Raw genomic sequence first — 210 nt, 5'->3', positions numbered from 1 at the left:
GCGCCGAACTGGCACGACTACGCAAGGAGAACGACGCCCTCAAGAAAAAGGTGGCGCAGAGCGAAGCGGTCCAGGAGATCCTGGGAAAAGCATACGAGCTCTTGGAAGGGATCACCGAGAGCTCGACCGAGACCGACGACCAGATCCCACCGGCTCTGATGAGCGCAACCGAGTACGCGCGGTGGCTCGAGCGCAACGCACTGTCCTGAC

1 pseudogene is annotated in these 210 nt (G+C 61.9%); it reads left to right on the top strand.

The window, feature by feature from the left end:
• Positions 1 to 209 (top strand): annotated as a pseudogene (locus RU01_RS23280) (hypothetical protein); the annotation flags it as partial.
• Position 210 lies beyond the last annotated feature (1 nt).

Origin of the sequence: Rhodococcus sp. MEB064 (assembly GCF_000834565.1) — a bacterium.
GTDB lineage: Bacteria > Actinomycetota > Actinomycetes > Mycobacteriales > Mycobacteriaceae > Rhodococcoides.
The sequence above is the reverse complement of the archived record's forward strand: the minus strand, read 5'-3'. Positions and strand labels throughout refer to the sequence as shown.